At 52.6% G+C, this 20,788-nt stretch carries 21 protein-coding genes and 1 pseudogene; 8 read left to right on the top strand and 14 right to left on the bottom strand.

From position 1 onward, the window contains the following. Positions 1 to 2: 2 nt before the first annotated feature. The 3 genes from MNODULE_RS23405 to MNODULE_RS25595 form a co-directional block, all read right to left on the bottom strand. Positions 3 to 1,388 carry a YecA family protein gene (locus tag MNODULE_RS23405; protein WP_168063620.1) on the bottom strand — a complete coding sequence of 462 codons (1,386 nt, stop codon included), beginning with the start codon at positions 1,386 to 1,388 and terminating at the stop codon, positions 3 to 5. A 298-nt stretch (positions 1,389 to 1,686) separates the two neighbouring features. Next, positions 1,687 to 2,025: a helix-turn-helix domain-containing protein gene (locus MNODULE_RS23400; RefSeq protein WP_168063619.1), complete on the bottom strand. Its 339-nt coding sequence runs from the start codon at positions 2,023 to 2,025 to the stop codon at positions 1,687 to 1,689. Between the two features lie 13 nt (positions 2,026 to 2,038). Beyond that, positions 2,039 to 2,347, bottom strand: a complete 309-nt coding sequence (locus MNODULE_RS25595; protein WP_168063641.1) for a type II toxin-antitoxin system RelE/ParE family toxin — start codon at positions 2,345 to 2,347, stop codon at positions 2,039 to 2,041. A gap of 637 nt (positions 2,348 to 2,984) precedes the next feature. On the opposite strand from MNODULE_RS25595, the gene MNODULE_RS23390 reads away from it, so the two are divergent. Next, positions 2,985 to 4,139, top strand: coding sequence for a PAS domain-containing sensor histidine kinase (locus tag MNODULE_RS23390; protein WP_168063618.1), 1,155 nt, complete (start codon positions 2,985 to 2,987; stop codon positions 4,137 to 4,139). Positions 4,140 to 4,334: 195 nt separating this feature from the next. Here the strand turns inward: MNODULE_RS23390 and MNODULE_RS23385 are convergent, their stop codons facing one another. Together MNODULE_RS23385 and ftsH are read right to left on the bottom strand one after the other, a co-directional pair. After that, complete coding sequence (locus MNODULE_RS23385) at positions 4,335 to 5,036, bottom strand: hypothetical protein (RefSeq protein WP_168063617.1); 702 nt, start codon at positions 5,034 to 5,036, stop codon at positions 4,335 to 4,337. 242 nt (positions 5,037 to 5,278) lie between these two features. Next, complete coding sequence (gene ftsH / locus MNODULE_RS23380; RefSeq protein WP_202882334.1) at positions 5,279 to 7,201, bottom strand: ATP-dependent zinc metalloprotease FtsH; 1,923 nt, start codon at positions 7,199 to 7,201, stop codon at positions 5,279 to 5,281. Positions 7,202 to 7,383: 182 nt separating this feature from the next. On the opposite strand from ftsH, the gene MNODULE_RS23375 reads away from it, so the two are divergent. From MNODULE_RS23375 to MNODULE_RS23350, 6 genes are all read left to right on the top strand, one after another. Next, positions 7,384 to 7,614 carry a hypothetical protein gene (locus MNODULE_RS23375; RefSeq protein WP_168063616.1) on the top strand — a complete coding sequence of 77 codons (231 nt, stop codon included), beginning with the start codon at positions 7,384 to 7,386 and terminating at the stop codon, positions 7,612 to 7,614. A gap of 361 nt (positions 7,615 to 7,975) precedes the next feature. Beyond that, positions 7,976 to 8,395 (top strand): Hsp20/alpha crystallin family protein, encoded by a 420-nt coding sequence (locus MNODULE_RS23370; RefSeq protein ID WP_168063615.1) that lies wholly within the window; start codon positions 7,976 to 7,978, stop codon positions 8,393 to 8,395. 67 nt (positions 8,396 to 8,462) lie between these two features. Next, the gene (locus MNODULE_RS23365) at positions 8,463 to 9,185 is read left to right on the top strand and encodes a rhomboid family intramembrane serine protease (RefSeq protein WP_168063614.1); all 723 of its coding nucleotides are present in this window, start codon (positions 8,463 to 8,465) and stop codon (positions 9,183 to 9,185) included. 395 nt (positions 9,186 to 9,580) lie between these two features. After that, positions 9,581 to 10,740 (top strand): IS3 family transposase gene (locus MNODULE_RS23360; protein WP_422666774.1). Its coding sequence is split into 2 segments (ribosomal slippage): positions 9,581 to 9,863 and positions 9,863 to 10,740, totalling 1,161 coding nucleotides; the frame shifts between segments, so codons are not numbered across the junction. A 152-nt stretch (positions 10,741 to 10,892) separates the two neighbouring features. After that, positions 10,893 to 11,372, top strand: coding sequence for an Hsp20/alpha crystallin family protein (locus MNODULE_RS23355; protein WP_168063612.1), 480 nt, complete (start codon positions 10,893 to 10,895; stop codon positions 11,370 to 11,372). 262 nt (positions 11,373 to 11,634) lie between these two features. Continuing rightward, positions 11,635 to 11,913, top strand: a complete 279-nt coding sequence (locus tag MNODULE_RS23350; protein ID WP_168063611.1) for a hypothetical protein — start codon at positions 11,635 to 11,637, stop codon at positions 11,911 to 11,913. A 946-nt stretch (positions 11,914 to 12,859) separates the two neighbouring features. On the opposite strand, the gene MNODULE_RS23345 is transcribed toward MNODULE_RS23350, so the two are convergent. From MNODULE_RS23345 to MNODULE_RS23305, 9 genes are all read right to left on the bottom strand, one after another. Next, positions 12,860 to 13,186, bottom strand: a complete 327-nt coding sequence (locus MNODULE_RS23345) for a hypothetical protein (RefSeq protein ID WP_168063610.1) — start codon at positions 13,184 to 13,186, stop codon at positions 12,860 to 12,862. A gap of 82 nt (positions 13,187 to 13,268) precedes the next feature. Beyond that, positions 13,269 to 13,922 (bottom strand): hypothetical protein, encoded by a 654-nt coding sequence (locus tag MNODULE_RS23340; protein WP_168063609.1) that lies wholly within the window; start codon positions 13,920 to 13,922, stop codon positions 13,269 to 13,271. A gap of 391 nt (positions 13,923 to 14,313) precedes the next feature. After that, a complete protein-coding gene (locus tag MNODULE_RS23335; RefSeq protein ID WP_168063608.1) occupies positions 14,314 to 16,500 on the bottom strand; it encodes a vitamin B12-dependent ribonucleotide reductase in 2,187 nt (728 codons plus the stop codon). 202 nt (positions 16,501 to 16,702) lie between these two features. Further along, a complete protein-coding gene (locus MNODULE_RS23330) occupies positions 16,703 to 17,131 on the bottom strand; it encodes a hypothetical protein (RefSeq protein ID WP_168063607.1) in 429 nt (142 codons plus the stop codon). A gap of 602 nt (positions 17,132 to 17,733) precedes the next feature. Then, complete coding sequence (locus MNODULE_RS23325) at positions 17,734 to 18,285, bottom strand: Uma2 family endonuclease (RefSeq protein WP_168063606.1); 552 nt, start codon at positions 18,283 to 18,285, stop codon at positions 17,734 to 17,736. 359 nt (positions 18,286 to 18,644) lie between these two features. Continuing rightward, a complete protein-coding gene (locus MNODULE_RS23320) occupies positions 18,645 to 19,115 on the bottom strand; it encodes an RES family NAD+ phosphorylase (RefSeq protein WP_168063605.1) in 471 nt (156 codons plus the stop codon). Further along, positions 19,112 to 19,558, bottom strand: coding sequence for a type II RES/Xre toxin-antitoxin system antitoxin (gene parS / locus MNODULE_RS23315; RefSeq protein WP_168063604.1), 447 nt, complete (start codon positions 19,556 to 19,558; stop codon positions 19,112 to 19,114). Before parS ends, MNODULE_RS23320 begins: the two co-directional genes overlap by 4 nt. 177 nt (positions 19,559 to 19,735) lie before the next feature. Beyond that, positions 19,736 to 20,119: a putative toxin-antitoxin system toxin component, PIN family gene (locus tag MNODULE_RS23310; RefSeq protein ID WP_168063603.1), complete on the bottom strand. Its 384-nt coding sequence runs from the start codon at positions 20,117 to 20,119 to the stop codon at positions 19,736 to 19,738. Between the two features lie 18 nt (positions 20,120 to 20,137). Beyond that, on the bottom strand, positions 20,138 to 20,401 hold the full coding sequence (locus tag MNODULE_RS23305) for an AbrB/MazE/SpoVT family DNA-binding domain-containing protein (protein WP_168063602.1): 264 nt from the start codon (positions 20,399 to 20,401) through the stop codon (positions 20,138 to 20,140). A gap of 88 nt (positions 20,402 to 20,489) precedes the next feature. Between MNODULE_RS23305 and MNODULE_RS23300 the strand changes: the two are divergent. Next, positions 20,490 to 20,779, top strand: a pseudogene (locus MNODULE_RS23300) (sulfite exporter TauE/SafE family protein); the annotation flags it as partial. Between the last annotated feature and the right edge of the window lie 9 nt (positions 20,780 to 20,788).

Raw genomic sequence — 20,788 nt, 5'->3', positions numbered from 1 at the left:
GTTTAAACTCTTTCCCTCTCCAACCCCAACTCCCTCCAAAGCCACCCAAAATCATACGGCGTCTTTCCACGCTCGGCAGCATGGGCCTCCATGTTTTCCATTTGTTTGAGAAGTTCAATCACTTTGGGTCGAAAGGTCTTCAGCGTCACGGCATGGCGCGGGGTCTTATGCGAGAGGGCGGGGAGCGCTTCGTCGAGCCACTTCCGGTAATGGTCGTCCAGGAACTTTTTGATCAGAGGCGCTTGAATCTCTTCGGGGATAGGACCTTGAATCCCGACTTCCCAGCCTTCCCGCGCTTTGATCGCCTGCGCCGGGTCTTGATATTCCGTGAGACGATAGCGGGCCGCCGTTCCGGCGGTCTCTTCCAGCAACCTTCGTCCTCGCTCGCCCCTCTCTTTCGAAACCGTCTCCAGAATCAACCGGGTTTCTTTGACGGCAAAGGTCCCCAGGCTGCGATGGAATTCAGGAGTCTCCTCTCCCCACGCGTAGGTTCCCGGTTCGATCTTCTCCAAATCGGGATGCCGTTCCAAAGACGCGATCAATCGGGGGGCGTCTTCGATGTCGAAGAGCGCTTTGGTGAAGACCGTCTCGTCCCCCTCCGGCGTGACCATTTTCGGAAAGGGGGGAAAGACGACCCAATCGAGCCACCAATGATTGAATAGAATGCCGATCCGCTTGAAGAAGACGGTGTCGGCCCGGCCGGGGAGGTTTTTTCGAAACCGCTTGTGCTCGGCTCGAAGCGCTTTCAAAAGCGGCTCTTTGGCGCGGGAAGGATAATTATAAATGCCGCCGTCGCTCACCCAGCCGTCCGCGCCGAGGTTCATCAGGCGGGTCGCCATCAGGTCCCACTGAACGAAAGAGTGCGTGGCGGCGCGCTCCGAAACTTGAAAGGATTCCCCCGACCAGAGGTCCTTCAGCCGAAATCCCCGGTCGATCTCGACCTGCTCGACTTCATAAAGACGAAAGTGGGTTTTCGCCGCCGCTTTGAGATAGGCCGCCTCGCCGGGGGTGAGGCGGTTTCCTTTTTGGGCCAAGAAGAAGTCGGCGACGGTCCGCTCATCTTCCAGATCCATGTCATAAAGAAACCAGGTATTGAAATTAATTTCGGTTTGCGGCAGTTCCTCAACCATCCGGATCTCTTCATCGGTTCGATCTTCGAGGTGACCGCCCCAGAAGAGGCTCGCGGCGATGTCGCGGTCCGTGTCAAATTCCGGACCGGAGGCGAACTTCAGGAGCTTTTGGATGGCCGAGGCCCGCGCTTCGGGCGTGAAAGCGCCGGCCCCATGGATCTCCGCCGCTGGGAGCGCTCCTGTTCTTTCAAGGCAGCATCTCTTGTATTTCTTTCCGCTCCCGCAAGGGCAGGGATCGTTTCGTCCGATCTGGCCCATTGCTACTCCTGCTTAGGATATTGCGGGTAAGATAGATGAACACGGAAAAAAAGGCAAGTCCCAAACGACCTCAGGTCATTTTAAGATTACATTTAAAAAATCCCCCGCCCCCCAAAACCGCCGTCGCCTCCGGCGTTTGCCTTCAGCGACCGCGAAGAGCCCCATCCGCCCCCAGGGGCTCCCCCCGCACGACATCCAGCAGAGCCAAGGGCGCTCTGCAGCATGTCCAATACGCGCCTCCTCCCAAACCAGATCGGCCCGATTACAAAGGCAAATCCATTACCCATTGACTCCATACCTATGTGGCGACCAACTCAAAGTGAATTCCGGGGTGGTCGACTATGAGTCGTCTTTTGGTAACAGCGGCAATCTCGGCTAAAAGTTCCAAGCTGGGTAGACGTTTATCCCTCAAACTCTCAAGACGGCCGATCTGTGCCTGCGTTTTACCGAGCTTCTTCGCGAGTTCTGCCTGGGTCAATCCTGCTTTCTCCCGAGCGGTTTTAATAACACGGGCAATTTCAATCCGAAGGCCAGCCCGATCCATCAGAACTTTCATCTCAGGATCTTTTTCCTGTTCACGGATGAATGGACCGATGGATGGAAGGTCCTTTACATTTCGTTTTTTTATTTTCTTCATCTCCTCTCCTAATCTAAATAAATTCAGCCATACGCTGAAGAGCCGTTTCTATTTCCCGGTCCGGCGCCTTTTGTCCCTGCTTTTTATAGGCGTGAAGGAGAACCATGGTGTCGGACTCGACGATGACGTAAAAAATGCGGCTCTGTGAAATCCGAAGCTCCCAAAGTTTTCCTCTAATCTGGCGCATGGAAACAGGCGCGGAGAAGCCGTTTTTCTCGATCGCCTTAAAAGTCCCAAGAACATCTGCCCGATCCGGCTTAGATAAGCGTAAGAGATAATCCTCAACAGGGCTCCTGCCGCTTACCGTCCTGTAGACTTTGATAATGATATTATAACCATTAGGTTATTATTTCGCAAGGATAATGGGAAGAAAATAAAAATAGTGGGATCAATAAGGTTTTTTCCCATACTGATAACGCCCACCGGGATGCCTCCCAGCGCAACGTCATTTTCCTCTGAATCTCTGCATCGGGAAAGAATTAAAAGGCCCAGGCGGCGTGAATCCAGGGCCTCTGTGATTCCGGCGTCTTTTTCTCTACCGCTAAAGATTACAAGAAGATTTACTCGCGGGCAGCCTGTCGATAAAATGTAAAACAGAGGACTCGATCTTTCAGACGCCGTCGGAATTAATTTCACCTACCTATACTCAAACACAAACTGTTGAAATTTGAGGATTACCAAAAGTATTAAGCGAAAAAAATCTGTTCCCTCATTCCCATCAGTTACGCTACACGAGTCGAACCGCTGCCCATCTCTCATAAGCCGATCGGTCTTGAAAGCAAGGCATTCTAAATTATATTTTCTATAGTCGTTACCATCATAATGATGTTCGGGTTATCCGCTCAACCCTCTTTCAGATAACCCTATGCATAGAGTAACATTATACAGAGGAGCCATGACTTTGTGGACCTGCTTCTCCAGGAATTAATACCGTGTCCTCTAGCAAAGGATAAATGGGAATGGACAAACGAAAAACTTCATACTCAACACGGGAACAAGCTGCGCGTGCTGAAGTCGACATTGCACAGCAGCGCTACCGGGATCTGGCCGAAGGGATCGATCATGGCATTGTCTGGGAAGCGGATGAGAGCTTTCGGTTCTGCATGGTCAGCAGGCGGGCGGAGCAGATGCTCGGCTACTCTATTGAGCAGTGGTGTCAGGAGCCGGGTTTCTGGATAAACCATGTCTATCCGGATGACCGTGGCCGTGTTCTCGCTGTTTTCAAGAAGGCGCTGACAGGAGAGGACCAGGCCTGTGATCATCGGTTTATTACCGCTGATGGTCGTGTAGTCTGGTTTCATACCGGCGTACATGCCTCACGGATGGAAGATCAAATTGTCTACCGGGGCCTCTCGGTCGAGATTACTTATTTGAAAGAAGTAGAAGAAAAGCTCAAACAGAAGACGGAAGAGGCAGAGGAGGCGAACCGAACCAAATCCCACTTTCTATCAATTGCATCTCATGAAATCCGAAACGGACTCAATGCGATCATCGGATATGCCCATCTTTTAGCAGACGGGACGATGCCGCAAGAAAAACGGGCCGAGATGTATAAGCACATTTTACGCTGCGCCCACGATCTAAACGATTTGGTCAATCGCATTCTGGACGTTGAGAAGATCGAAACAGGCCGAATGCAGCTTCAAGCGAATATCAGTGAGGTCTTCCTTCCAGAAATATTAAGACAGATCTTGGAGGACTTACGCTTTATCTGGATCGAAAAGGGGCTCACTGTAGAATTTCACGATGATCTCACCGCGCCCAGCATTCGGTCCGATCCGGGAAAACTGCGTCAGATCTTTACCAATCTGATTGTCAATGCCATTAAGTTTACCGAGAAAGGGGCGATCTCAGTTCAAATCCTCCATCACAGTCAGGCAAAAGAGATTTCAGTCCAGATCCAGGACACTGGAATCGGAATCCCTGAGGAGGATCTTCCCCATCTCTTTAAGCCGTTCTACCAGTCGGGAGGGGTCGTTGCGCCGGTCGGAACGGGGTTAGGATTGTCGATCGTGAAAAAGTTGGTGGATCTTTTAAAAGGACGCATCGAAGTGAAAAGGCAGCAGGGCACTGGCTCCATCTTTACGGTGACCTTGCCGTACGATGCTTGCTAAGCTGTTTCCGCTTCCCCCTTCACTAAACCGATCCCTCAAAATTAAAAACCCCCTGAAGAAGGGATCGAAGATCCAACGCATGAAGGCGGGGGAAGCAGCCGATCGGTTTCCAGACAAGAGAATTAAGAGCAGAGGCGGAGAATGATTCAATACAACAAGGAGGAAACCCCCGGGCGGAGAGCCCGGGGGACGGGTTTAACTTTTATGTGCGTCTTTGACGCGGCCTTGCTCATCGACGATCAGCGTGATGTGAGCTCCCTGCGTAACTCCGTTTAATTTCGTCAACACAGGGACCTTTACCTCAAATGATTGGGTTTCACCGCTGCCAAGACGGATAGATACCTTTCTGTCGAGCGGATCAAAGGAGTCGAGTGCTCCTTTAATCGTCTGAGGATGCCCAATCGTTCCACTCTCGGGGGATCGGGCCGCTTTCGCAGCGGCCTCTTGCTTTTGCATATCGATGATGAGGTTTCCTTCATCGATTTCTAAGAGCAAGCGATCTCCCTTTTGCAGCGAAGAGATGCCCTCTTTCTTTGCCTCCTCGATCGAGAAGTTTCGGAGGGTTCCCTCCTGCGTCTTCACGAAGACGACTCCCCGGTTCATTCTCTGAACCTCCGCCGCGATGACTCGATGATGTGGCGTCGGCGCGCTAGACGGCAGCCGGAAGCCGCTCTTTAAGCTATCCGCCCCTTTCGCCGAAGAGACCGGCATCAGGATCAACAGCAATAAAAAGAGAGAAATTGAAATCGCTTTCAGCCATTTCATAGACACCACCTCCTTAATCATATTACTCATATTGATTGATGGTATACCCTGGCGCATTGCATGGCCTACCAGGTAAAAGCGCCGGGCAGGAGAGAAACGGTGCGCCAGCCGTTCTAGAGCGGAGATAACCATTGCATTTCGTTTCGTCAAGGGGGATCAATCTGATCCAGGCGAACAAACCCTGAGCGTTCCTCTGAATTAGAGATAAAATTTAGACACCATTCTCTGATCTATTGTTTGGTTCGGGCCGGAGCTTTGTCGTTGCTTCAATCGGAGGCGTTCGATTTCAAGGAAGAAATATCAAGAAGGAGAAGAAGATATTGTTGCGCCGTAAAAACCATCTTCATTTTCGGCTTCGGATTCAAAACGTGCTTCTATCCCTTCTGTGTCTTCTCGGTCAGCAGCTGCATCAGCTCAGCGCCGTCGAGCGTCTCACGTTCTTTTAGACGATGAGCGAGCTGCTCAAGGGCCTCTTTATTCTTCGTCAACGTCTCCGTGACCTGCTGATGCACCTTCCCTAAAATCTTCAAAACTTCGTCATCAATTAATTGCGCGGTCCGCTCACTGTACTCCATACGATGGTTGATCGAAGGGGCTCCCTCTTTTAGGTAGACACTTCCTTGCGGGTCGGCAAACGCTTGCGGGCCGAGCTGGTGACTCATTCCGTAGACACAGACCATGTGGCGGGCGAGCCGAGTGGCTTTTTGCAGATCGTCCTGGGCGCCGGTGGACGCCTCTCTAAAAATAATCTCTTCGGCGACCCGGCCTCCGAGAAGGACGGCGATTTTATCCTCCAACTCGGAACGGGTCATCAGATAGCGATCCTCGGTCGGAAGCTGCATCGTGAACCCCAATGCTCCGATGCTGCGCGGAATGATGGAGACTTTGTGAACCGGATCGGCATGCTTTGACAGCATCGCCACCAGCGCATGTCCGATCTCGTGGATTGCAACGATATCCCGATCTCGTGGACTTAAAACCCGGCTTTTGCGTTCCAGCCCGGCCATCAGGCGGTCCGCAGCCCGATCGAGGGACGTCTGATCAACCCCCTCCTTCCCTTCCCGGACCGCAAGAAGGGCCGCCTCATTCATTAGGTTGACGAGGTCGGCCCCGGAGAAACCGGGTGTCCGCGCGGAGAGCGTCCGAAGATCAACATCCGGCGCGAGACGAACCCGCCGCGCATGCACCTGCAGAATCTGAAGGCGCCCCGCCACGTCCGGAAGATCAACGACCACCCGCCGGTCGAACCGGCCGGCCCGAAGCAGCGCCGGATCGAGCACCTCCGGGCGGTTGGTGGCGGCGAGGAGGATCACCCCTTTCGAGGGATCGAAGCCGTCCATTTCGACCAGCAGCTGGTTGAGGGTCTGCTCCTGCTCGTCGTGCCGTCCAAAGGGAGCGGCCGACGAGAGGCGCGACTTTCCGACCGCATCGAGCTCATCGATGAAGATGATGCAGGGGGCTTTCTGCTTTGCCTGCTCAAATAGATCGCGGACCCGAGCGGCGCCCACCCCGACGAACATCTCAATGAATTCCGATCCGCTGATCGAGAAGAAAGGGACCTTCGCTTCGCCGGCGATCGCTCGCGCCAGCAGTGTTTTCCCCGTTCCCGGAGGGCCGACCAGCAAAACCCCCTTCGGAATTCTCCCGCCCAAGGCTTGATAGCGTGCCGGCTGCTTTAAGAAATCGACGATTTCTCGCAGTTCCGCCTTCGCCTCTTCAACCCCGGCGACATCATCGAAGGTGACCTGAATGTCCTTTTCGCTGTAGATCTTCGCGCGGTTCTTTCCCAAGGTGAGCGGCGAGGTGAAACTGCTGTTCTGCGAAACGCGGCGCATCAGAAGCTGCCAGAAGAGCATCATCGCCGCAATCGGGAGGATCCAGCCGAAGAGAAGATTATTCCAGAACGTATTTTCGACATCCCCGCTGATCGTGACCCCGGCATCGAGCATCTGTTGAACCAATGCCGTCTTTTCTACTCCCGGGAGGTGAGACACTTTGAAGGTGACCGGCTCTAACCCCTCCATCCGATAGAGGGGGAAGAGCGGCTGTTGCTGTTCGGCGAGTTTTTTCAGATCCTCATCAATTTCAATCCTCGACTTTAAGGTGACGTGGATTTCGTCGGCGCCGATCACCGTACTCTCGACCTTCCCCTCCTTCACCAGTTGAATTAAGCGGCTGTAGGGGATCTCGACCGCTCCGGGCACCATGACGAGCGCTTGAAGAAAGCTTAAGAAAAATAAACCAACCATTAGATAAACTAAAAACATCTCTGTTTTATGGCGGGCCGGAAGCTGCATTGCGGACTCCTGAATTTAGGATCGATTCCTACCTGTACTTTAAATAACTGCGCGGCTTTTAAGATTCAAGTGGGATTGGGGCGGCTCCGGACAGCAGAAGGATTCGATATGGAGAGTTCGGAGGGGTTTACTATGATCGAATTGGAATTATCTTTAAATTGGTCATCTTTCAGAGGGAAGTGATGAAACGACCAATCGATCTCAAATCCATCAGCAAAATCATCTTTTGGATTCCATTCGCGCTGCCGCTGATCGCACTCCTAAAAGCGGTCCTGACGTGGGTAGAGGCCTCGGCGAAAATTCAGACGGCAGCCGACACTCTCTTTATCATTTTCGTATTTGCACTGATTGCCTTCAATATTTATGCTTGGGCTCAGAGAAAGAAAATGGAGCCCCCGAAAACCCGATCGTAAAGCGATTAAATACCGTCGACATCCCCCCAGGAACGTCCCCTCTTGACACCAAACCGGCGCGATTTATATCAGATGTGAGGGATGGAAGGGGGGCTGCCCCTTCCAGAGAGGATCGTTTCGATCCGTTCAATTCCTAACCTCGATCCCTCCTCTGCCTGATATTCGGTTTGCTTTTAAGCGGCCGACATTGGAAAGGCAGGCGTGGGGTGCGGATTGAGCGGGATCTACCCCTGCTGCTCGAAACCTTCCCCTGTATAGCCCCCTCTCCTCCCTCTGCTTGAAAATATCTTAAAAATACATTGACTTCGGCTCCCTCGCCTCATGACGGCAGGGTGCCGGCATTCTCATCAGAAGGAGGTGAATGGCTATGACTTCTCTGATCATGAAACCGTTTTCGGATTTAGCAGAAATCACCAACAGCCTCTTTCAGTCCGTACAGGATGAGCAGGCGGCTGTCACTTGGAGCCCCCCGGTCGATGTATATGAAGATGAGAACCAGCTGACGATCGTCGCCGATCTTCCGGGCGTCGACTCTAAATCGATCGAGATGAGGATCCAGGGGGACATGCTCTGGTTCCGGTGCGAGCGCAAACCGAGCTACGACGAGAAAGCCCAACTCTTCTGTGCGGAGCGGGCCAGCGGTCCGTTCCTCCGAACGATCGTGCTGCCGGCCTACGTGAACACAGAAGCGGTCAAAGCACACTGTGAGAATGGGGTGCTGACGATCACACTGCCGAAGAAAGCGGAAGCGAAGCCACGGCAGATCGCCATTGAAGGATAAATTGCATCCGTGTCCTCCGGAAGGCAGGGGGAGCACTCCTGCCTTCCTTGTTTAAAGAGGTTGGCTTGTGATTCCATTAGAAGATACCGCTCCGAGGCGAAATCGTCCGCTTATCACCGTGGGATTGATCTTCGTCAATGGGATGATCTTTCTTTATGAACTGCTGCTCCCGAGATCCCTGAAGGAGGAATTCTTTTATCTCCTCGGGATCGTCCCGGCCCGATTTGCCTATCCCGAGTGGGCGGCCTGGGTCGGATTTCCGGTCGGTGATTACTGGCCTTTTATCACCCATCAGTTTCTGCACAGCGGGTGGATCCATTTCCTCGGCAATATGTGGACGCTCTGGATCTTCGGGGATAACGTGGAAGATCGGATGGGATCGATCCGCTTCTTACTCTTTTATCTTCTGTCTGGTCTGCTCGCCGGGATTGTCCACTTGGTTTCGAATCCGGCCTCAGGGCTTCCCGCGGTCGGGGCTTCAGGCGCCATAGCCGGTGTGATGGGGGCCTACCTCTTCCTTTTTCCCAACGCTCGCGTGAGGGTCTTCTTCCCGCTCTTTCTTCTTCCGCTCTTTTTCGAAGTTCATACGGTGACTTTTTTCGGTACCTGGTTTCTCATGCAGATTCTAGGGGGTGTTTTGGCCGATGCATCGCAGGCCGGCGGGGTGGCCTGGTGGGGACATCTCGGCGGATTCGCGGCGGGTGTTTTGTTCTATCGATTTTTCTTAAAACCGATTCAAGATGAAGGAGGGAGCAGGATAAAATTTGGGATCGAGAGGCTTCCGCTGTGAGATGGCGTCAAAATAAGTTCCTTGACACGGCCTGTTTCCGAATTAATTATCCAATGAGATACCTCTTGGGAGAAATGCTTTATGTCACGCTTGTTGGAACTGCTTCAAAATATCATTATTGTTGCTGGGCTGTTCTGGGCGCTCTCGTTAACACTCTGGGCAGTCGGGGTCCTGCTCTATGATACAGTGCAGCGTCGCACCCGCCGGATGAATTGGAGATTCCCGCTTCCACCGCTCTCAAACCAGCCGAAACAAGCAGGAGAATAAGTGCGGACGCCTGCGCTCCGGATGCTGCTTCCGATCTTATGAAGAGAGGTTCCTGGAGTAAGGGGTGAAGTGGTCTAATGTGGACGGACACCGAAATAAGCGCGATAATGCGCTCAAGGAGGTGTTCCATGACGAGGAAGAAGAGAAAGCAGTATCCAGCGGAATATAAACGAGAAGCCGTTCGGTTGGTGACCGAACAGGGATATAAGATCTCGGAGGCGGCTCGCAATTTAGGGATTCACGGAGGGATGCTAGGCCGTTGGGTTCGGCGAGCGCAGCAAAACGGAAAAGGGGTGATTTTCAGTAAAGGGCCGTTGAGCTCAGAGCAAGAGGAGCTTCATCGGCTGCGAGCCGAGAATAAGCGTCTTCTGATGGAGCGGGAGATCTTAAAAAAGGCGGCAGCCTTCTTTGCCAAAGAATCGAGTTGAGGTATCGATTTGTTGCGGTGGAGAAGGCGAATTTTCCGGTCGTGGTATTGTGTCAGGTTTTGCAGGTGAGCCGAAGCGGGTATTACGATTATCAGAATCGGAAAGCCCGGCCGGATGGTCCCGATCGGCAGAGGCGGATTCTCAAAGTGCGAGCCATTCATTTTTCCAACCGGCAGACGTATGGGAGCCGTCGGATGTCAAAAGCGCTAAAAGAGGATGCAGAGGCCGTGGGCCGCTATCAGGCCCGAACGCTCATGCGGCAGGCGGCAGTTGCGGTCAGAAGGAAGAAGCACTTTAAAGTCACCACCGACAGCCGCCACGATGATCCTGTGGCATTGAATCTTCTTGACCGGAAATTCGAGGTCAGTGCGCCCAATCGGGTCTGGGCGGCCGATATCACCTATCTTTGGACAGAGCAGGGGTGGCTGTATTTGGCCGTGGTGCTGGATTTGTTCTCGCGCAAGGTGGTGGGATGGTCGATGTCGAGTCAGATGAAAGCGGGGCTCGTCGGCGATGCCTTACGCATGGCCCTCTTGATCCGAAAGCCGGACAGAGGACTGATCCACCATTCGGATCGAGGCAGTCAATACGCCAGCCAGGACTATCAGGCTTTGTTGTCTGAACACGGGATGATCTGCAGCATGAGCCGCAAAGGCAACTGCTGGGACAATGCGGTCGCCGAGCGCTTCTTTAGAAGTCTGAAGAGCGATCAAACCGAGCATCGTCGCTATGCCACATGGGAGGAAGCAAAAAAGGATGTGGTCGATTATATCGAAATGTTCTACAACAGCCGGCGGTATCATTCCTATCTCGGCTACGTCTCTCCGGCTGAGTATGAAACTTTAGCCGATGTATCTTAACCCAGTGTCCGTTTTTACTGGACCATTACAGGGGGTGATTGCGGGTAGCATCTCGGCTGAGATACGGATGATATTGGATGCTCAGCTTGCCGAAGCAAGCAGAGTTTGTGTATTCGCATCAACTTAAAACTTAAAACGAACAAAGGAGGTGTATGATGGCTTTTGGACAATTGCTGCCGCGACGGCGCTCGCGGGTTACAGATGTCGTGAATCCGCGCCGGGAGATGGAGAAGATGTTTGATCATTTCTTTAAAAATTTTCGGGATCTGACGGACTGGGAGCCGCAATCTCTCTTCAGAGGGGCCACTTTTCCTTCTATCGATATGTACGAGGAGAAGGACAAGTATGTGATGAAAGCGGAAGTCCCAGGTTTTGAGAAGGAGAACATTAAAATCTCCATGACCGATCAGACCCTACAGCTTCGGGGTGAGATTAAGCAGGAAGAGGAGAAGCAAGAGCGGAACTATCATTATAATGAGCGCTACTATGGAAGCTTCGTACGTGAGATTGCGCTCCCTTCCGCGGTGAACGCCGACCAGATCCGGGCCGCTTTTAAAAACGGCATCTTGACGGTTGAGCTTCCAAAATCAAAAGAGGCGTTGCCGAAAGAAATCAAAATCGAAGAGAAATAAAACGGCGCGGAGGAAGTGACCGTCTGGCAGCCGGAACACTCCTCCGTGACCCCTGCCCCCCGCAATCCACATTCTGTAATGTTAATCTGGGTCCATTTCCCTATCGTCTCTATTTTTATCCAACAGTCCAGGCCTGTCGGTTTGAAGTTAACATGAAATCACTCCAGGCGACTTCCTTTTAACTCCTGTGAGGGATACACTTCCCCTTGAAAATGGGGTCTCCATGGTTTATCTCTTCGATTGAGAAAGGAGGTGAGTGTCTATGATGACAGTAAGAACGGCACCTAATCTCTTGAAGCGATTTCCGACCTCTCCCTTCCGCTTCCGCGATTTTATTGGAAAGCAAGGGAGCAAGATTAATGCATTGAAAGAGGTCGTCGCTAAACGGTGGTCTGAGTCGGTAGCTGCCCCCGGATTCGATCTGCTCTATGAGGCGTTGTACCGGTATGGACTCTATTTCGCCCTCTACGGTTCTCTTGTTTACTTCGCCTGGGTGCTCTGGACCATGGACGGCAGCGGCGGCCAAGCGGTTATCCAGTAATCTACTTTCGAGGCGGGTCGGCGAAGAGCCGGCCCGCCAAAGAATACGCCCGCTTCTCGGTAATATTTTTATTAAGTTCATCCTGTGGAAGAGATCATTCCATAGGTGAGGTTATTTCGGAGGACACCATGGATATCAAGATCTTTTTCGAGTGGACCTTGATTCTGGCGGTTGTACTCTGGCCGCTTTGGGCGATACTCTATGCCTCATCGTACGAAATTTATAAATGGGTCAAACCTGTACTCGTGAACGCTCCTTTAAAATTAAAAGTTCACCTGCGGAAGCTGCGGCCTCGATTCGTTTGGGAGGCCGATTACCTCCGTCGCCTGCATACTCGTGACTCTTAAAGGAACAAGCGAACTGTTCAATTTGTGGAAAGTACAGATTATCCCGAGTATTAGCCGGCCGACCCATTCTACGACAGTGCGAGCTGCGGGAGCTTTATTAAAAAACTCAAGTAGGTATCACCCTTCAGAAGAGTTCGAGCAAACCGCATTCTCTGAAGCGCTCCGCCAGAATGCAATTCTTTTGAATCCATGAAGCGGGAGAGAATGAAGGATTTCATCCAACAACTGTGCTAAATTAATCAGGCTCATGAGACGTAATCTCATTTAGGTCATTTTTTAAAGTACTATCGATAATTTGAGCTCTGATGAAATGTACTGAGTGTAGCTGAATTTGTGCCGGGTGTACCAAAGGTGAGAAATTCGGTCAGAACAAGTATTTCAACTTGAACTATTGCACATGGGAAGATCTGGATGCTGCTTAGTTCAGGAAGTACGGGTTGGCCTTACAATGTCTGAAAAGTAAAGTTATGACTTTTACAGATAAAATATTCGATCCATCCGCGCGAGCCGATCAGAGCTCACACTGCCGCCGGCTTTTTATCTCTAGGGAGGGGCCGCAATAATACTAGCGCGGGACTTACGGTCGTTTTTTTACCTCCTCAAAGCGAACCCTTCTTGTACTCCCCACCCTCGGCCTGGTGTTCAACTGTTTTATTTCCGCAGTTGATCATTTTGTCCTCGAGAACCTCATGAATCATCTCCCCGGGCAAGACAATCTGAAAGACGCGTAAGACATCCAAAAACGGTTTCAGAGACTTCGGATGCGAATCCTCCTCGTTTAGGTTACTGTATAGATATCGCTCGTCATCATCTTTACGCTGCGGCTTCTCGATCACCATAAAAAAACCCTGAAGCGGACGATCCCATCCCATCAGAATCGTGACCGGCTCACCCTGATAAGTCGTCTTGAAGTAATGTTGCGACATCGTCAGAATCCTCCGACTCCGGTTAGCGGACAGGAGCCGGTGAGCGATGATGCGGCCTCACCGGCCCCGGCCGTTCAGAAGATCACTTTGATCCCGTCAGAATCTTTTCCCCCTCTTCCGACAGCAGAGGGATCTCGTTGACCTTATCCAGATACGCCTTTAGTTTTGGATCGTCCTCCTTCTCCTTGAGGAGCTTCTTCATCACCGAAAGATTGATCATTGCGGCGATGACGGCATAGTCCTGCCCGTCCACCTGCTCGTCCCTGAGAACCGCTCCATCGCTCGCGTTAATCACGCTCGCCGTTCCGGTCAGGCGGTCGCCGGCGAGCACCTTTGTGATCATCCCCGGTCGCTCCTTCTCACGGAAATGAAGGATCGTCATCTTCCCTTCGGCCGGACACGCTTCGGTGCAAACAACCGTTTCGGAGCGGCCGATCGCCCCCAGAACCTCCTTCGCCTCACGCACCAGCTCCGCGGTGAACGCGGCTTTAATCGCCTCCTCCCGGTCTCGCATTCTCGGAGAGAGATCGGCTCGGATCTTGATGATCTCCGCATCCGCGAACAACGGCTGGGTATCCTTTAAATCTTTAGCCGTGGCGGCGGCGTTATACGCGGTATAACCGGCACGGGCGTTCTGATAGAGGCCGGTCGCCGTGTTCATCGCCTGAAGCGCACCCAAACACCCGGAGAGGGTCATCGATAAAAAGATGATCAAAAACCCGCTTTCTCGATTCATCAGCATCTCCTCCTGATTAAGATCACCGGTTGGCTTCCACACCTTTTTTTATTGACCGATATTCAAACAGCCCTCAGCAGTCTCTCTGTTTTCCTCTCAGTAGGTCTTACCCTGAGCCACGGTCGAGCCGGCTCGGTTTTGCCGTCGCCGACATATCCGCACACGACGCAATGCCATTCGAGAAAAAGAGCGGACCAAACGAGCGAGACGATGACGCCCCCCTTCTCGCAGCGACCTCCTGTGTGGCAATGCGGACAGCCGGCGGCCATTTCTCCCATACTCCCTCCGCAAAGAAAGACGGACTCAAACGGAGAGTCCGATATCTTCCAACCGACGGATCCCGAAGAGAGGGGGGGGATTTTCACCCCTCTCTTCACCGGACCGGATGCGCCTAACAGCGGCTGAATCCGCAGTCGTGACATTTCATGCAGCCTTCAACCATCCGCATCTGGCGACGACACTCCGGACAGCTCTCCGTGATCGACACGTGTTGACCGAGATCTTCCATGACCCGCTGAAAACCCCGATTCAAGGCCAGAAGCGGGATTCTTACATCTCCATACTCCCGGTGGACCTTGTTGAGCTGATCCATGATCATCTCAACCGTTCCGCCGAGTCTTAAGACGGTCGAGCCCAATCGGCAAACCAGGGCGACGGTGCTTTGATAGGCGCCGAGAGCAGGATTTCCAAAAATCTCTCTCGGCTGACCGTCGACCAGTCCGACGTGGAGGTAGGCGTTGCCGTCGGCGGTTTTTACCCGGATCCGCTTTTCATCGACAATGTCGGCGAGTTCGACAAGTTTCCCCCACGCCAAGTCCTCGGGAGCGGGGCCGTGCGATCCGTCTCCGTTTCTCCGAAAAGAGCCCACATTCATCACCTGGTCGGGCCGCGCGCCGTCCCGGTAGACGGTGATCCCTTTGCAACCGAGCTCGTAGGCAAGCAGGTAGGCTTTCGTGACCTCCTCCACGCCGGCATCCGATGGAAGATTGATCGTCTTGCTGACGGCGGAGTCGGAATACTCCTGAAAGGCCGCCTGCATGCGAACATGCCACTCCGGCGAGATCTCATGCGCGGTGACGAAAACCCTCTGCCATTCCGGGGGGACTTGATCGATTCCATTGACCGATCCCTTGTTTTTCACGATCCGCTCGAGCAGATCCTCACTCCAGAAGCCCTCCCGCTTTGCCGCTTCGATCAGATAGTCGAGGATGTAGGGGAGTTTCTCTCCGTCCATGACGTTCTTGTACCAGATGAGACTAAACTCCGGCTCACATCCTCCGGAGGTGTCGGCGATCATCGAGACGGTCCCGGTGGGGGCGATCGTCGTGATGTAGGCGTTGCGAACCCGCTGACCCCGTTTTTCATGAAGAGAGCCTCTCCAGTTCGGGTAGACCCCCCGCAGCTCCGCGAGCTGGCCGGACTGCTCATATCCCACCCGACGCACAAAGGCCATCACCTGTTGCGCCACCCGCAGTCCATCGAGGCAGTTGTACGGAACGCCCAGCTTAAAGAGCATCCTGGCGAATCCCATCACACCCAGGCCGATCTTCCGGTTCGCTTTGGTGATCTCCTCGATCTGCCGGATCGGATAACGGTTCACGTCGATGACGTTGTCGAGAAAATGCACCGATGTACGGATCGTTCCCTCGAGCGCTTCCCAGTCGATCTCGTACCGATCGTCGATCCGCTTCAGGTGGCGCTCCAGGTTGATGCTTCCCAGATTGCAGCTCTCATAGGGAAGCAGCGGCTGCTCCCCGCAGGGGTTGGTCGCCTCGATCTCACCGACGTGGGGGGTGGGATTGGTCCGATTGGTGACATCGACGAAGAAAAGACCCGGCTCGCCTGTGGCATGCGCCTCTTTGGCGATTTCATCGAGAACCATTCGGGCGGAGAGCCGCTTGACGGTTTCGCGCGTCCGCGGGTTGATGAGGGGGTAGTCTTTATCCTCCCTGGCCGCCCGCATGAATTCGTCGGTGATCGCCACGGAGATGTTGAAATTGATGATCTTGCCGGTATCGGCTTTACAGTGGATAAAATCGAGGATATCGGGGTGGTCCACCCTCAGAATCCCCATGTTGGCGCCCCGGCGAGTGCCTCCTTGTTTGATCGCCTCGGTGGTGTGGTTGAAGACGCTCATAAAGGAGACCGGACCGGAGGAAACCCCTCCGGTCGTTCGGACCAGATCGTCTTTCGGGCGAAGCCGGGAGAAAGAGAATCCCGTTCCGCCGCCGCTCTTATGGATGATCGCGGTCTGTTTGACCGCGTCGAAGATCTCGCAGATGGAGTCTCCCACCGGAAGGACAAAACAGGCGGAGAGCTGCTGCAGCTCCCGGCCGGCGTTCATCAGCGTGGGTGAATTCGGAAGAAAACGTCCCGAGACCATCAACGCGTAGAACGCATCCTCGGTCTTCGCCGGATCTTCGGTAGCATTGTAGTGCGGATCTGCTTCCGCGATATTCTTCGCCACCCGCCGAAAGAGCTCCTCGGCGGTCTCGATCACCTCCCCTTTTGCGCTCTTAGCGAGATACCGCTTCTCTAAAACCCGTATTGCATTTGGGGACAAGGTTACTGTCTGCATAGAACACCTCTTTGTTGTGTGAATTGCGAGTCTCCTACAGCGCAACTTATGTGCCAGGCGCCCCCGCCTAAACTGCGGACTCGCCCGGCCGACAAGATTCCCCGATTTATCGCCGACTTAAACCGGGTTGGAATATCGAGGGTCGCGTTTATTAAAAGACCGATCGCCGTCAAGATTTTTGACGCTGCTCACAAATTTGCGGTCAAGCCGAACCCGAGCCTTCATTCCGACTCTCCCGCCGATCGCGCTGAAATCGCCGATCGACATACCGGATGATTTCGCTGCGAACCCGTCTGCAGCAACGCTCCGGTCGATTCGGATCGATCCGGCAGACCGCCAGGATCATGAGATCGTCCAGGACGGACCGAATGCTCCCTTTCGTGAGCGCGATCTCTCTGACCCACCGCTCCACGCGCGATAGAAAGTACCGGTCTTCCTCCGCCATGAACAGGTAGAGAAAATGGGTGAGTCGATCTGCCTCCTTGAATTTCAGCCCGAAGCGGCCGATGTAATATCCCACCGACATTCGCGGGCTGATATTCTCCTGGGTCCGATTTTGGTTCGGGGCGAGCGGCGCGAGCGCCTGAAACCCATTGACCAGATTGGCAATACGATTCTGATTCCGTTCCATTGGCGTCTCTCCTATTCGGTTTTAGAGTTTGATGGTTTTAGAGGTTTCGGATCTCGTCTCGACAACGATTCTCTCGACGATTTCCTCCTCTGCGGGTTGGATGGTTTATCCGGAGATCGGTGACCTTACAGGATCGAAAGCACTTTTTCCCTCAGCCGTGCTTCCTCTTGAAAGCTGCGGTGCGGAGATCGTGTCGGCCTCCAGCCGCATTGAATGCAATACGGGGAGAGACATTTCCCCTCGTAGGTGGCTACAAATTCCTCTCTTACCATTCCCTGACACTTCGGACAATGCATCGAGCACCTCCTTTGGACAATAAAAAAAGCCCTCGGGAGAATTGCTTCTCCGAAGGGCTATGATGGTTGACCCGGCATTCGGGCCTATTTACGAACGGATTCCATTAAGGCGGATCAGATAGTCCCACCGGCAGCGTTTCCCCTTGCCGAATCCGAAAACAAAAAAGCCTGAAGGAAATATCTCTTCAGGCATAGATTTATCATCCCACTATTTCTTGGAGGCTTCATCTCTAGGAGATGGAGGAAGCGAAATCCAAACCCAACCACCCCGCGTCACTGGGGATAGAAGCGCAGGAGGTCAACTGGCTATGCGGGTTCAAAAACGCTCTCAAGGGAAAGTTCAAACCCCGGCAGGAGCGGGGAGGTGAGGCGATCATCGATTAAAAAGATTCCGTACAGAACAAACGCATGGCTTTTCAGAAGAAGGACCTCGATCTGTTTCCCTACCGGATTGACGATCCAGTATTCGGAAACCCCATGCTCGGCATACAGATTGCGTTTGACGAGTTTATCCCGCTCCATTGAGGAGGGGGAGAGGATCTCGATGATCAAATCAGGCGCACCGGAGAGATACTTCTCGGTAATGATGCTGCGCCGTTCGTTGGAGATAAACAGAATATCGGGTTGAACCACATCTTCCTGGGTGAGGACCACATCCACCGGGGCATCTAGCACCACTCCCAAGCGGTGGGACTTCACAATATCCCAAAGGGCCATTTCAATATTTCGAGAAACAACCTGGTGATAGAACCCGGGCGCTGGAACCATATAAAGATCCCCCTCGATCAATTCGTAGCGCTTCTCATCGGGCAGGGCGACATAATCGGCATAGGTTAATTTGATCTTCGTCTTCAACATCTTCTCTCTCCGAGAACTGCCTTAAGTGTAACAATTTTCGATCACAAGATCAAATCCAAAGCGCAGATGCAGAACATGATCCAAAGGAATCTCATCGCTCCCTTCATCCTCAGCCGCCTCTTGGCCTGCAGGATCCTCCGGACCACTCTGACGTGTCGGCAGAAACCGGATTACCTGCGCTAAAACCTCATGTTTGCTCCGCAGGACTATGATGGTTGACCCCGACTTCGGGCTATTTCGTCAGGATTCAATTAAGGCGGATTCGATACCTCTGCCGGCAGCGCTCCCCGAGCCGACTCCGGCGCAGACAGCGAGCCGGTCTTTGGTCGATCTTTAATCATGGAGTGATACCGCTTTTATTATTTCGTCGGCTTGTGGAGTCTCTCATCATAGATAAAGCTCTCCACATCGACGATTTTGACGGATTTCATGTCGGGGTGAGCCGGGTTAATTAGGATGTTAAACTCATGCAGGACAACGGCGGATGGAACGCGCAATAAAAGGCTATCCATACCCGATACCCACTTCGCACCGATGTCTCCCAACAAGAAAGGGGCGGGACTTTTACGCCAATCTTTGGGTAGATCGGATGGATCGATTTCTTTCGGAATGATCGTTTCAGAGATGCCGATCGAGGTTATTTTTATTTCGGGTGGGATGTCAGTCAGCGACACATGGACCAGGTATTCCATTGCCGCGAGCGATCTACTCTCAGAGGTGTAGATGACCGCCGTATCTTTGGTGTTCCATCGGCCCCCCGTGAGTCTCGCCCCCTTTCCTGAGAGGTCGCGCGCATGTTTTGCGAGGGCGATCCGATAGACCTCCCTCATGCATACACACCATACTCAATTCGACCGAGTTCGTCCATGACCATTTGGGTCCCGGTTTTAAGACTGACCAAATCGCTCGGGACCCTCCCGCCTAAGGCCTTGCTCGGTGTATTAAACCAGCCCATAAACTTCTCGAGTGATCCGAACACCTCGATGCCTTTTCCCACGAGAAAGACCAACTGGATAATGTGCTCGGAGATGGTGGGGCTAAATTTCTGCTTGCTGGAGTATCTCTGAATCGTGCGAAGCGTGATGGGAAGCAAATGTGCAAACTGATCGGGCGAGAAGTTTAAAAAATGAATAAACTCCATGAGGGAGGCTTTGGTGATCCCCTCTTTGCTCATTTCGATGACGTCCATGTAGGATTTTAATTGCTTATGGAAGATCTTTTTGAAGATCGCATCCGCTTGTTTGTCGCTCTCTTTTATTGTAAGCGTATCCATGAAATCCTCTCTTTGCATGTACTATGACATTTGTCATTATTTTAACGAAATATGTCCTATTTGTCAAGCAAGGGAACCTGACGAAAGTATCTTTCCAGCCAGAGGAAGATCGTCCAGTATTCTAAGAAATCAGATTATTTTCCCTAACAGTTTCGGATAGCAAAAGTATTGAGAAGATCAAGTGAGATAGTCATCGACAAAAGGACGTGGCTTCATTACTTTAATGCCCCTGAAACCAGACACCTTTAGCAAATGCCGGTCTCCACTGATAACGATTTTACTGTTCGCTGAAATCGCGCAGGCAAGAAATTTATCATCGTCAGGATCGTCGCTGACACGCTCAGATAACCGTTCAGCAGAAATTATCTCCGCCTTGATTGTAACAAAATCGAGGATTGGCTGAAGGTTGATGGATGGGAATTCCTCAGCAAGGATTTTGCCGACTCGCTCGTACTCCTCGAGTATTTCCGGGGAGACGATCAATCTTACTCTTCCCTCTCTCCACGCTTTGAGGATCTGATAAGGAGGACCGGTAAAGAACACCCCTGAGACAAAAAACATGCGTGTCGAGAATAATTCTCAATTCCGGCCCCGGGCCTTCGCAACTGCAGCAGCGATATCCGCCTTCTTCAAACCGGCTTCTCTGGCTTGTTTACGGGCCTCTGCGATCAAGGTGTCAAACTCTTCCATAGACGGAGCCGAAATGGCTTTGAGGATCACCACATCTTCGTCCCCTACCACTACGAACTGAGAGCCGGCTTTTAATTTCAGTCGCTTACGAATATTCTCCGGAATGACGACCTGCCCTTTGGAGGACATTTTTGTTGTCGCTAAATCAGACATTGGATCACTCCCAAATAGATTATCTTACTAGTAAGATTATAATACAAAGAGACGATTACAGCAAGAGATAAAACAAACATTTCGGCTGAAGGTGCTCGCGATGGATCGGACGATGCGGCTTCCGTTTAAGGTCTCCACGACCACCAGCAATTTTATGATCGGGGTGACCGCAGCGGCCAGTGCGGGGATTTACTTCAGTCGGGGTTATATCGATCCCGGTCTTTCGATGCCGGTGATGTTGGGGTTCTCCCGGGCGCCTTGTTGGGAGCGCGTCAATTGGTCTTCGCGCGGCCGCGGCACTTACGGCTCATGTTCACCGGCGTGATCCTGATATTGGCGGTTGAAATGATTTATAAAGGATGGACCGGCCGCCTCTAAAAGGGGGAA

Source organism: Candidatus Manganitrophus noduliformans, assembly GCF_012184425.1.
In the GTDB taxonomy this organism is placed as follows: domain Bacteria; phylum Nitrospirota; class Nitrospiria; order SBBL01; family Manganitrophaceae; genus Manganitrophus; species Manganitrophus noduliformans.
The sequence above is the reverse complement of the archived record's forward strand: the minus strand, read 5'-3'. Positions and strand labels throughout refer to the sequence as shown.

What these genes read in the sequence shown, in the direction of transcription:
- MNODULE_RS23405 (WP_168063620.1), bottom strand. Translation starts at nt 1,388, where the DNA reads ATGGGCCAGATCGGACGAAACGATCCCTGCCCTTGCGGGAGCGGAAAG.
- MNODULE_RS23400 (WP_168063619.1), bottom strand. Translation starts at nt 2,025, where the DNA reads ATGAAGAAAATAAAAAAACGAAATGTAAAGGACCTTCCATCCATCGGT.
- MNODULE_RS23390 (WP_168063618.1), top strand. Translation starts at nt 2,985, where the DNA reads ATGGACAAACGAAAAACTTCATACTCAACACGGGAACAAGCTGCGCGT.
- MNODULE_RS23385 (WP_168063617.1), bottom strand. Translation starts at nt 5,036, where the DNA reads ATGGTTATCTCCGCTCTAGAACGGCTGGCGCACCGTTTCTCTCCTGCC.
- ftsH (WP_202882334.1), bottom strand. Translation starts at nt 7,201, where the DNA reads ATGCAGCTTCCGGCCCGCCATAAAACAGAGATGTTTTTAGTTTATCTA.
- MNODULE_RS23375 (WP_168063616.1), top strand. Translation starts at nt 7,384, where the DNA reads ATGAAACGACCAATCGATCTCAAATCCATCAGCAAAATCATCTTTTGG.
- MNODULE_RS23370 (WP_168063615.1), top strand. Translation starts at nt 7,976, where the DNA reads ATGGCTATGACTTCTCTGATCATGAAACCGTTTTCGGATTTAGCAGAA.
- MNODULE_RS23355 (WP_168063612.1), top strand. Translation starts at nt 10,893, where the DNA reads ATGATGGCTTTTGGACAATTGCTGCCGCGACGGCGCTCGCGGGTTACA.
- MNODULE_RS23350 (WP_168063611.1), top strand. Translation starts at nt 11,635, where the DNA reads ATGATGACAGTAAGAACGGCACCTAATCTCTTGAAGCGATTTCCGACC.
- MNODULE_RS23345 (WP_168063610.1), bottom strand. Translation starts at nt 13,186, where the DNA reads ATGTCGCAACATTACTTCAAGACGACTTATCAGGGTGAGCCGGTCACG.
- MNODULE_RS23340 (WP_168063609.1), bottom strand. Translation starts at nt 13,922, where the DNA reads ATGAATCGAGAAAGCGGGTTTTTGATCATCTTTTTATCGATGACCCTC.
- MNODULE_RS23335 (WP_168063608.1), bottom strand. Translation starts at nt 16,500, where the DNA reads ATGCAGACAGTAACCTTGTCCCCAAATGCAATACGGGTTTTAGAGAAG.
- MNODULE_RS23330 (WP_168063607.1), bottom strand. Translation starts at nt 17,131, where the DNA reads ATGGAACGGAATCAGAATCGTATTGCCAATCTGGTCAATGGGTTTCAG.
- MNODULE_RS23325 (WP_168063606.1), bottom strand. Translation starts at nt 18,285, where the DNA reads ATGTTGAAGACGAAGATCAAATTAACCTATGCCGATTATGTCGCCCTG.
- MNODULE_RS23320 (WP_168063605.1), bottom strand. Translation starts at nt 19,115, where the DNA reads ATGAGGGAGGTCTATCGGATCGCCCTCGCAAAACATGCGCGCGACCTC.
- parS (WP_168063604.1), bottom strand. Translation starts at nt 19,558, where the DNA reads ATGGATACGCTTACAATAAAAGAGAGCGACAAACAAGCGGATGCGATC.
- MNODULE_RS23310 (WP_168063603.1), bottom strand. Translation starts at nt 20,119, where the DNA reads ATGTTTTTTGTCTCAGGGGTGTTCTTTACCGGTCCTCCTTATCAGATC.
- MNODULE_RS23305 (WP_168063602.1), bottom strand. Translation starts at nt 20,401, where the DNA reads ATGTCTGATTTAGCGACAACAAAAATGTCCTCCAAAGGGCAGGTCGTC.